7 protein-coding genes and 2 pseudogenes are annotated in these 8996 nt (G+C 75.4%); 4 read left to right on the top strand and 5 right to left on the bottom strand.

Annotated features, from left to right (window positions below):
• Positions 1-382: 382 nt before the first annotated feature.
• The 4 genes and pseudogenes from ABZY91_RS38460 (at position 383) to ABZY91_RS38445 (ending at position 3490) form a co-directional block, all read left to right on the top strand.
• Positions 383-1324, top strand: a complete 942-nt coding sequence (locus ABZY91_RS38460) for an NAD-dependent protein deacetylase (RefSeq protein WP_355408452.1) — start codon at positions 383-385, stop codon at positions 1322-1324.
• A gap of 376 nt (positions 1325-1700) precedes the next feature.
• A pseudogene (locus tag ABZY91_RS38455) lies at positions 1701-1862 on the top strand (glyoxalase/bleomycin resistance/dioxygenase family protein); the annotation flags it as partial.
• A gap of 186 nt (positions 1863-2048) precedes the next feature.
• Complete coding sequence (locus ABZY91_RS38450; protein ID WP_355408450.1) at positions 2049-2762, top strand: copper homeostasis protein CutC; 714 nt, start codon at positions 2049-2051, stop codon at positions 2760-2762.
• Entirely contained in the window at positions 2759-3490 is a 732-nt protein-coding gene (locus ABZY91_RS38445) for a helix-turn-helix transcriptional regulator (protein WP_355408448.1), read from the top strand. Before ABZY91_RS38450 ends, ABZY91_RS38445 begins: the two co-directional genes overlap by 4 nt.
• Here the strand turns inward: ABZY91_RS38445 and ABZY91_RS38440 are convergent.
• The 5 genes and pseudogenes from ABZY91_RS38440 to ABZY91_RS38420 all read right to left on the bottom strand — a co-directional run.
• Positions 3442-4386 carry an NAD-dependent epimerase/dehydratase family protein gene (locus ABZY91_RS38440; RefSeq protein WP_355408446.1) on the bottom strand — a complete coding sequence of 315 codons (945 nt, stop codon included), beginning with the start codon at positions 4384-4386 and terminating at the stop codon, positions 3442-3444. The two genes, ABZY91_RS38445 and ABZY91_RS38440, sit on opposite strands and share 49 nt — an antisense overlap.
• A 1-nt stretch (position 4387) precedes the next feature.
• Complete coding sequence (locus ABZY91_RS38435; RefSeq protein WP_355408444.1) at positions 4388-5779, bottom strand: UDP-glucose/GDP-mannose dehydrogenase family protein; 1392 nt, start codon at positions 5777-5779, stop codon at positions 4388-4390.
• A 169-nt stretch (positions 5780-5948) separates the two neighbouring features.
• Positions 5949-7097, bottom strand: a complete 1149-nt coding sequence (locus ABZY91_RS38430; protein WP_355408442.1) for a Gfo/Idh/MocA family oxidoreductase — start codon at positions 7095-7097, stop codon at positions 5949-5951.
• Between the two features lie 5 nt (positions 7098-7102).
• Positions 7103-8017, bottom strand: coding sequence for a protein phosphatase 2C domain-containing protein (locus ABZY91_RS38425; protein ID WP_355408440.1), 915 nt, complete (start codon positions 8015-8017; stop codon positions 7103-7105).
• Positions 8014-8996, bottom strand: a pseudogene (locus ABZY91_RS38420) (hypothetical protein); the annotation flags it as partial. The pseudogene ABZY91_RS38420 and the gene ABZY91_RS38425, both read right to left, overlap by 4 nt.

The raw sequence follows: 8996 nt of genomic DNA, 5'->3' as shown, positions 1-8996 counted from the left end.
TGCGCGTTCGTGCCCGGGGCGGGTGGGGGGCGGGGTCCGCGGGGCGGCGCGGACCCGGGCGAGGGAGGGTGCGGGCCGGTGAGCGGGCGGTCCGCACCCTCCTCGGACATGCGCCTGCCTTCCCGCTCCGGGGTGCGCCTACCGTCGTCCACGGGGGATTCCCCCGGACGGCGGAGGCCACCGCGGTCCGGCGACGGTCCGCGGCGTGCTCACCACCGCCCCGCCCACCGTGGACGGCACCGCTCGCGGCGCCGGGTCGGCCGTGTCCGGCGTGGCGACCGTGACCGCCCGGCGCCGGCCCCGTGCCACCCGGCGCGGGGACCGGCCGTCCCGTATCGGCCGAACCGGGGCACCCGCGGGCACCGCGCGTTAGGCTGCCCGCATGAGCAGCGGCGACCACGAGCACCGCGTCGGGCCGGCGGGAGTCGTCGGGACCGCGGCGGGCGGGAACGCGGCCGAAGGACACAGCGCCCTTCCGTCGTTGGACCGGCTCGCCGGTCTGCTGGTGGCGGGCGGCGTCGCCGTCCTCAGCGGCGCCGGCCTGTCCACCGAGTCGGGGATCCCCGACTACCGGGGTCCGACGGGCAGCCTGCGCCGCCACACCCCGATGACCTACCAGGACTTCCTGGCCGCCGAGGGCAACCGGCGGCGCTACTGGGCGCGCAGCCACCTCGGGTGGCGGACCATCGTCGGGGCCCGTCCCAACGCGGGCCACCACGCGGTGCAGCGGCTGCGCCGGGCGGGGCTCGTCTCCGGGGTCATCACCCAGAACGTCGACGGCCTGCACCGGGCCGCAGGCACGACGGACGCCGTCGAGCTGCACGGCTCGCTCGACCGGGTGGTCTGCCTGGACTGCGGGCGGACGACCCCGCGCGAGCGCCTGGACCAGCGCCTGCACGCCCTCAACCGCGCCTTCCCCGCCCAGGTCCGGGCCCTGGCCGAGTCCGTGCCGGCCAACCCCGACGGGGACGCCGACCTGCCCGCCGAGCTGGCGCAGTCCTTCCGGATCGCCCCCTGCGAGGTGTGCGGCGGAGTCCTCAAGCCCGATGTGGTCTTCTTCGGCGAGAACGTGCCCGTGCCCCGGGTCCAGCACTGCTACGACCTGGTCGACGACGCCCGCGCGCTGCTCGTCCTCGGGTCCTCCCTGAGCGTCCTGTCGGGCCTGCGTTTCGCCCGTCGCGCCGCCCGCGCCGGCAAGCCGGTCGCGATCGTCAACCAGGGGCCCACCCGCGCCGACGACCTCGCCGCCGTACGGGCCGACCTCCCGCTCGGTGCCGCACTGGCCACCCTGGCCGACCGGCTCGGCGCGCCTGTGGCGCCCTGACGTCCCCCGTCCCGGGCCCGTCCCGGCGCGGCGCGTGGCCGGGCTGGGCCCGTCGGAGGTCCCTGCGGAGTGTTGCGCCCGCCCGGCCCGGGGCGGTCCGCGCACAGTGCGTCATGACCTTCACCCGGGCCACGGCGCTCACCGCCGCCGTGCCGACCGTCGCGGCCGTGACCGCCGCCGTTCTCCCACCCGCCCCGCAGTCCGTCGCGGGTGCACCCCCGGCGGCGCGCGCCTGCGTCCGCTCCGATCCCGCCGGTGACGCCCGGGCCCGCGCTGGAGAAGATCACCGGCACGCGCCTCGACCATCTCCTCCGAGCGCGGGTCACCGGCCCGCTCGGCCTGGTGCGCCGGGGACACCCTGGTCGGGGAGATCGTCATGTCCCGTGTTCGGCTCGCTCCGTGCGTCGCCGATCTCGAAGGCTCCGTCGCCTTCTGCTCCGAGTCGGTCGGTGCCGGGCCGGCCAGGCGCCGCCCCGGCTACGCGAACTTCGCCGCGCCGAGCCCCCCGCTCAAGCTCGTCCTCGTCGAGGGCGAGCCCGCGATTGGGGCTTGCCGGCCCGGGGGGGGGCATGGCGCATTCGATCCCAGATCTCTGGGATCGAACCGCCCTTCGTACCCGCCTACGGTGAGGGATGTCCGCCTACGCGAAGTCCCGGCGCCCGCCCGGTGATTCTGTTATGCGGACACGACAGCCCGGTCGGAGGCGCTGTGAGATCATTCCGGTATGTCTAGACCAATGCTTGAAGTGATCGCGTTGGACGCGGGGGACGCCCGGGCTGCCCAGCACGGGGGTGCGGATCGAATCGAACTGGTTAGTGACATGGCGAGGTGGGGGCTGACGCCGTCGGCGGAGACGGTGCGGGAGGTGCGTGCGGCGGTCGACCTGCCGGTGCGCGTGATGGTGCGCGAGGCGGACGGCTTCGCCGCGGGCGAGGTTCAGGTACTGCGGGACCGGGCCCGGGAACTGCTGCGTGCCGGGGCGGAGGAGTTCGTCCTCGGGTTCCTGACGCCCGACGGCGCGGTGGACCTGCCGGCCGTCGAGGCCGTGCTGGAGGTGCTGGACGGGCGTCCGTGGACCTTCCACAAGGCGATCGACTTCGCCGCCGACCGATCGGCGGCCTGGGCGGCACTGTCCGGGCTTCCCGGGCTCGACGCGGTGCTCAGTTCGGGGGGCCGGGAGGGCGTCGCGGAGGGCCTCACCACCCTGCTCGCCGAACACCGGGCGCTGGCCGGGCGCGGTGCCCCCGGCGAGCGCGGGGCCGTGCCCCGGCTGATCGCCGGGGGGACGCTGCGCGAACCGGAGGCGGCGCCGTTGCTCGCGGGCGGTGTGAACGCCTTCCACGTCGGCACCCGGGCCCGCCCGCAGGGCAGTTGGGACCACCCCGTCGACCCTGCTGCGGTCCGGGTGTGGGCCGATCTGCTGGGGGGAGCGTCGTGACCGAGCCGGGCGGGCCCGCCGCCCCTCCCGGGCGCGGAGCCGCCCTCGCGGTGACGGTGGTCGCCGAGGGCGAGATGCACCGTCACGGGATCGCCGGCATGCTCCGCGCCCTGCCCCTGGTGGGGGAGGTGACCACCAAGCCGCACGACCGGATCGGTTCGCCCGTCGAACTCTGGCGGGCCGACGTGGTCGTCCTGGTCTGCGCCGAGGAGGTCGCCCCGTGGGCCCGGGCGGTGTTCGCCACCCCGCGCGGTGAGGCCCGGCTGCTCGTCCTGCTCGGCGCCAACGCCGCACGGGAGCCGGGATCCTGGGCCACCGCCCGGGTCGACGGCTTCCTGCCGCTGGAGCAGCTGACCACCGCCGTCCTGGAGGATTCGCTGCGCCGGCTGGTGCTCCGCCGCCTGCCGGCGCCCGGCCGGGTCCGAACCGGTCCGCGGGTGCCGGACCAGCGCGGCGGCCTGCCGGGGGTGGCCGGCGGGGCGCTGACCGGGCGGGAGCGGCAGACCCTCGGGCTGCTCGTCGAGGGGTTGAGCAACAAGGAGATCGCCGCCCGGCTGGGCATCTCGGTGCACGGCGCGAAACGCCACGTCACCATGGTGCTGGCCAAACTGAACTGTCCCAACCGGACGTTGGCGGTGGCGATCGCCCTGCGCTACGGGATCGTCGACCCCGTCGGTGCTCAGGAGACCGGCACCGGCCCCCGGGTGGCGACGAACTCGGCGATGTAGTCGGGCAGGGAGATCCTGGGCTCCCAGCCGAGCTCCCGTGCCAGGGAGTTGTCCGCCCGACCGCCGACCCGCTCACCTCTGCGGGCCGTCACCATCTCGATCTCGGTCCCGAACATCCGGGCCACGTCGACCAGTCGGTGCTCCTCGCCCCGGCCCAGCAGGTAGCCGTCCCCGGAGCCGCGCTCCGCGCACAGCAGCAGCCCCTCGACGATGTCGTCGATGTGCGTGAAGTCGCGGCTCTGGGTGCCCGGTTCGACCACCGTCAACGGCAGGCCGGCCCGGAACTGCTCCTCGAAGATGCCGATCACCGTCGCGTAGGAACCGGTGGCGATCTGGCCGGGCCCGTAGACGTTGTAGAAGTACGTGATCACGTGGTCCAGGCCGAACCACTGCGCGGTGTTGCGGATGTACTCGATGTTCTTGGCCTTGGTCCAGGCGTACGGGTTGAGGTGCTCGTCCCGGCCGTCGTTGCCGAACTTCGAACTGGACGCCGCGTACACCAGCTTGGCGCCGTGCAGACGGCAGAGCCGGACCACCTCCTTGGTGCCGCGCAGGTTGAACTCCCATACGCGGTCCGGTTCTTCGAAGGACTGCGGAATGCGCGAGTATTCGCCGAGGTGGTACACCACGGCCGGCGGGGGCAGGCTCCGATCGGTCCACAGGGTGACCACGTCGGCCGTGTCGCCGTGCAGGTAACGCACGTTCGGGTGGTCCACGTGACGCTCGGGCGTACCCGTGAAGTAGTTGTCCACCGAGACGATCCGCGCCGAGGGGTCGGTCGCCACCAGGCTGCCGATCAGCCTGCCGCCGACGAAGCCGGCCCCTCCGGTCACCAGGATCGTCCGTTCTGCGGGCCGTCCGGTCATCAGGCCCTCCTCCTTCCGGTCACCGGCCATCTCAGGCCGCCTCCTTCCAACCCAGGCCGCGGTACGTCCAGCCGGCCGCGTGCCACGCCTGGCGGTCCAGGCAGTTGCGGCCGTCGATCACGAGGCGCCCGCTGACCAGCGGCGCCAGCGCGGCCGGGTCGGCGGTGCGGAACTCCGCCCACTCGGTGAGCACGCAGAGCAGGTCGGCGTCCGCGCAGGCCGCCTCCAGGCTCTCCGCGTAAGCGAGTTCGGGGTGGCTGCGACGCGCGTTCTCCCGGCCGAGCGGGTCGTAGACCCGCACCAGCGCACCGGCGCCGTGCAGCATCCGCGCCACCGCCAGCGCGGGCGCGTCGCGCACGTCGTCCGAGTCGGGCTTGAAGGTCGCGCCGAGGACGGCGATCCGGCTGCCCGCGAGCTCCGGTCCGGCCGGGCCGGCGGTGCGGTCCAGCAGCTCCCCCGCGAGCTGCAGAACCCGCTCGCGGCGGCGCTGGTTGATCAGGTCGACCTCGTGCAGGAACCGCACCGCGGCACCCGCCCCGAGCTGGTGCGCACGCGCCTGCAGGGCGCGGATGTCCTTGGGCAGGCAGCCGCCGCCGAAGCCCACTCCGGCCCGCAGGAACTCGGGTCCGATCCGGGAGTCGTGGCCCAGCGCCCGGGCGAGCGCGGCGACGTCCGCCCCGGACGCCTCGCACAGTTCGGCCATCGCGTTGATGAACGAGATCTTGGTGGCGAGGAAGGCGTTGGCGGCCGTCTTGACCAGCTCGGCGGTGGCGAAGTCGGTCTCCAGGACGGGGATCTCCCGGCCCTCGCGGGCGGCCAGCTCGTGCACGCCGTCGTGCACCCGGGCAAGGGTCTCGCGAGCCCAGTCACCGCGCGCGCCGACCACGATCCGGTCCGGGCGCAGCACGTCGTCGACGGCGTGCCCCTCCTGGAGGAACTCCGGGCACCAGGCGACCTCGGGGTCGGCGTCGTCGGGTGCGTGCTTGCGCAGCAGCCGCTCGATCCACTCGGCGGTGCCGACCGGCACGGTGGACTTGCCGACCACCAGGGCCCGGCCGTGCAGGTGCGGGGCCAGCGTGCGCACCGCGGCGGCGACCTGGTCGAGGTCGGCGCCGGTGCCGTCCGGCCGCTGCGGGGTGCCGACGCACAGGAAGTGCACGTCGGCCCCGGCGGCCGCGACGGCGGGGTCGGTGGTGAACTCCAGCCGCCCGGAAGCCAGTCCGCGCCGGACCAGCTCGGTGAGGCCGGGCTCGTGGAAGGGCACCGTGCCGGCGTTGAGGGCGGCGACCTTCGCGGTGTCGACGTCCAGGCCGATCACGCGGTGGCCGAGTTCGGCGTAGCAGGCGGCGTAGGTGGTGCCGAGGTAGCCGGTCCCGAGGAAGGACAGCCCCGGCCGGTCGTGTACGGAATGGTCGGGGGGCATGGGTCTGGTCATTGCTCCTCACTGCTCCTGATCGCTGCTCGTGGTGCGAGGGATGAGAGTGGTGTGGGTCGTGCGTGCCGTGCGTGCCGTGCGTGGCGTGGTTGTGCGGGTTGTGCGGGTTGTGCCGCGCGGCGTGCTGCGGTGCCGCGGTCGGGAGTCGCGGTCCTGCTCACCGGGCCCAGGGCATCGGTGGGACGGGCGCGAAGGTGGTGGTGGGACGGATGACGGCGCCGGGTCCCGCCCCGGAGATCGCCAGGGTGAGTTCCAGGACGTGCAGGGCGTGGTCCAGCGGCAACCCGGTCGGGCGTGACCCGCCTGCGGCGACGGCGAGTTCGGCCACCCCGCGGGCGAAGTCCATGTCGTGGGTACCGGGGTAGCGGAAGGGGCGCGCGGGGCCCTCGGCGGGCGGCACGGTCTCCGGGACGCCGTCCGGGTGCCGGCGGACGGTGACCGGCGAGTCGTACTGCCAGGAGTCGGCGACGGTCAGCAGGCCGTCGTCGCCGATCACCCGCAGCGAGTAGTCCTTGGGCGCGTGGATGCTGGTGGTGAGCCGGGCCGTCACCCCGCTCTCGAACGAGAGGACGGCGAGCGAGAAGTCCGGTGCGAGCGGAGTCCCGGGTGGGACGTGGGGGTTGGGGGCGAGGAGGGTGGCGAAGGCGGTGAGCTCGCGAACCGGGCCGAAGAAGGCGGTCAGCCAGGTCAGCCAGTAGCCGGCGTGCTCCACGGTGCACCCCGTCTCGAACTCGTCGAGGTAGGGCCAGGGCGACCCGGACGGGCTGATCCACTCGTGGAACGGCATCCGCAGGATCGGACCGTCGTCCAGTTCGGCGTAGACCAGCCGGGGCGTCCCGATGCGGCCCTCGCGCAGGGCGCGCCACGCCGTCTGCGCGGCGGTGCCGAGCAGCCCGCACGGCGCCGAGGCCAGCCGGAGGCCGCGCCCGGTGGCGAGTTCGACCAGCTCACGGGCCCGTTCGAGGTCGGTGGCCAGCGGCTTCTCGACGTAGACGTGTTTGCCGGCCAGCAGGGCGGCGCGGGTCACCTCGTAGTGGCTCTCGGGGTTGGTGAGGTTGACCACGGCGTCGACGGCCGGGTCGGCGAGCAGCGCGTCGAGGCTGCGGTAGCCGGGGACGCGGTGGTGGGCGGTGAAGGCGGCGGTCCGCGCCGGGTCGCGGTCGTGGACGCCGGTCAGGCGGAGGGACGGGTGGTTGGGCAGGGTCGCCGCGTAGAGGTCGGCGACGTAGCCGCAGCCGACGAAGGCGACACCGAACGGCGCGGTGCCGTCCCGGTGGTCCTGGAGGTCGAGGCGGTCCTCGGGCACGGGGTTCACTCCGTTCCCCGGCCGCTGCCGTCGGTCGCGGTGGCGCTCGTGCGGGTGCCGGGCTCGGTGACCGTTTCGCCGCCGTCGGCCCGGCCGTCGCTGCCGCTCTCCGCGCGGGCGTGGTCGCCGGTGCGGTGGTAGCGGTCGTCGCGCTCGAAGCGGCAGAGCACCGCGGTGGCGTCGTCCTGGTGCTTCCCGGGGAACCGGCCGGGCGCGGTGCGCAGTTCGGCGGTCCGCACCCGTTCGACCAACTGCACCGGGCCCTCGGCCTCCAGCAGGTCGAGCAGGTCCGGCCAGGAGCAGTCGTAGCGCTCGACCAGGCGGGCCGCGCCGTCGGTGAGCAGCGCGGCGGCGGAGAGCGACGCCACCGGATGGCGTCCGACCAGGGCCTGCCGGGCCGCCTCCGGCCTGGGGCCGGCCACCCAGAACCCGCCGGGCCGGTTGCGGTGGCGGCGGAGTTCGGCCCAGGGCAGGTGGATCAGGCGCTCCAACCGGTCGTCGGTGACCGCGTGGACGGCGCCGGAGTGCTCGCGCAGCGCCACCGTGGAGTCGCCGAGCACCAGGTGTTCGACCGTGTCGCCGGTGAGCCGGAGCAGGGCGAGGGTGGCGGTCGGGCTGCACGGGTTGTCGAGGTCGCAGGTCCGGCCGTGTTCGGTAGCGAGGTCGGTGAGCGCGTCGTGGAGGAGTTCGCGCAGGGGCTGGCGGGCGTCGGGGTCGTGCAGCAGGCCGCGGGCGAGTCGGGTCCCGACCTCGGCGACCAGCCACCGTACGTCGTGGCCGCAGCCGGTGCTGGCCCCGGGTTCGGCGGTCGCGCCGTCGATGACCAGGGCGAAGTGCGGTCCGGTGAGGACCAGGTCCTCGTTGGCGCCGCCGGGGGAGGGGACGCTGGCGGCCTCGGTGGAGAACGGGACGGTGCTCATCGGCCGCCCCCGGTCGCGTCGTCGGCGTGCGCCGCGGTCGCGGGACCGGATTCCGCGGCGGAGGCGGGCTCGGCGAGCGGCCCGGGGCCGGACCGTCGTGCGGTGCGGGGGCGGGGCTCGGCCTCGTAGGCCAGCCACTGGGACCAGGCGCGAAGGCCGTCCGCTAGCTCCGTCCGGGGCCGCCGGCCGAGCACGGCGCCGACGTCCTCCGGTCCGCCGGCCCGACGGTCGTCCGAGCCGTTCGTCTCGGCGCCCGGCGCCCCGACCGCCCCGGTCACCTCGACCGGGACCGGGCGGACCGCGGCGGAGGCCGCCTCCGCGAGGTCGGCCACGCCCATCGGCCGTACGCCGCGGACGTCCACCTGGCCCTCGGCGGGCGGCAGGCGCAGCGCCCGGTCCACCGCCTCGGCCAGGTCGTCGACGAAGACCGGCCGCCAGCGCCGGCCCGGCTGGTCGGGGATCCGGATCGGCCGGGCCAGCAGCGACCCGCGTACGGCCTGCTCCAGCACCGAGCCCGACTGGATGCCCGGCCCGTAGACCAGGTCGTGCCGGAGCACCGTCGCGCCCGGCACCGGTCCGAGGGGCGCCGCTCCGGCCGCGTCGACGAGCAGCACCACCGTCCCGACACCGGCCTCCTCGGCGGCTGCGAGGGTGACCCCGGCGGCCGTCGCCCGGTGCACCGGATCGTCGGCGAGCACCTGGAGGACGGCGGCGGCACCGGACAGCCCGGCGCCGGGCTCCGCGTGCCGGACACCGGGGTACTCCGGGCCCTGCCCGCCCCACAGGGTGACGTCCCACTCCCCGTCGGCGAGTGCGCGGGCCAGGGCCGCCGCCAGCTCGGAGCCGTCCGCGTCGCGCACGTCCTGCGCGCCGTGGACGTCATGGACGCCGGCCGCTTGGGCCACGCCTGCCACGCCTGCCGGGACGGCCGCCGGGGCGGCGGGAGCGGTCGGGGCCGTCGGCTGCGCCCCGGGGCCGG

The organism is Kitasatospora sp. NPDC002965 (assembly GCF_040611255.1).
Classification (GTDB): domain Bacteria; phylum Actinomycetota; class Actinomycetes; order Streptomycetales; family Streptomycetaceae; genus Kitasatospora.
Note: the sequence above shows the minus strand (reverse complement) of the source record. Positions and strands in the feature narration are given on the sequence as shown.

Coding starts and splice junctions, on each gene's coding strand:
- ABZY91_RS38460 (WP_355408452.1), top strand. CDS start 383: ATGAGCAGCGGCGACCACGAGCACCGCGTCGGGCCGGCGGGAGTCGTC.
- ABZY91_RS38450 (WP_355408450.1), top strand. CDS start 2,049: ATGTCTAGACCAATGCTTGAAGTGATCGCGTTGGACGCGGGGGACGCC.
- ABZY91_RS38440 (WP_355408446.1), bottom strand. CDS start 4,386: ATGGCCGGTGACCGGAAGGAGGAGGGCCTGATGACCGGACGGCCCGCA.
- ABZY91_RS38435 (WP_355408444.1), bottom strand. CDS start 5,779: ATGCCCCCCGACCATTCCGTACACGACCGGCCGGGGCTGTCCTTCCTC.
- ABZY91_RS38425 (WP_355408440.1), bottom strand. CDS start 8,017: ATGAGCACCGTCCCGTTCTCCACCGAGGCCGCCAGCGTCCCCTCCCCC.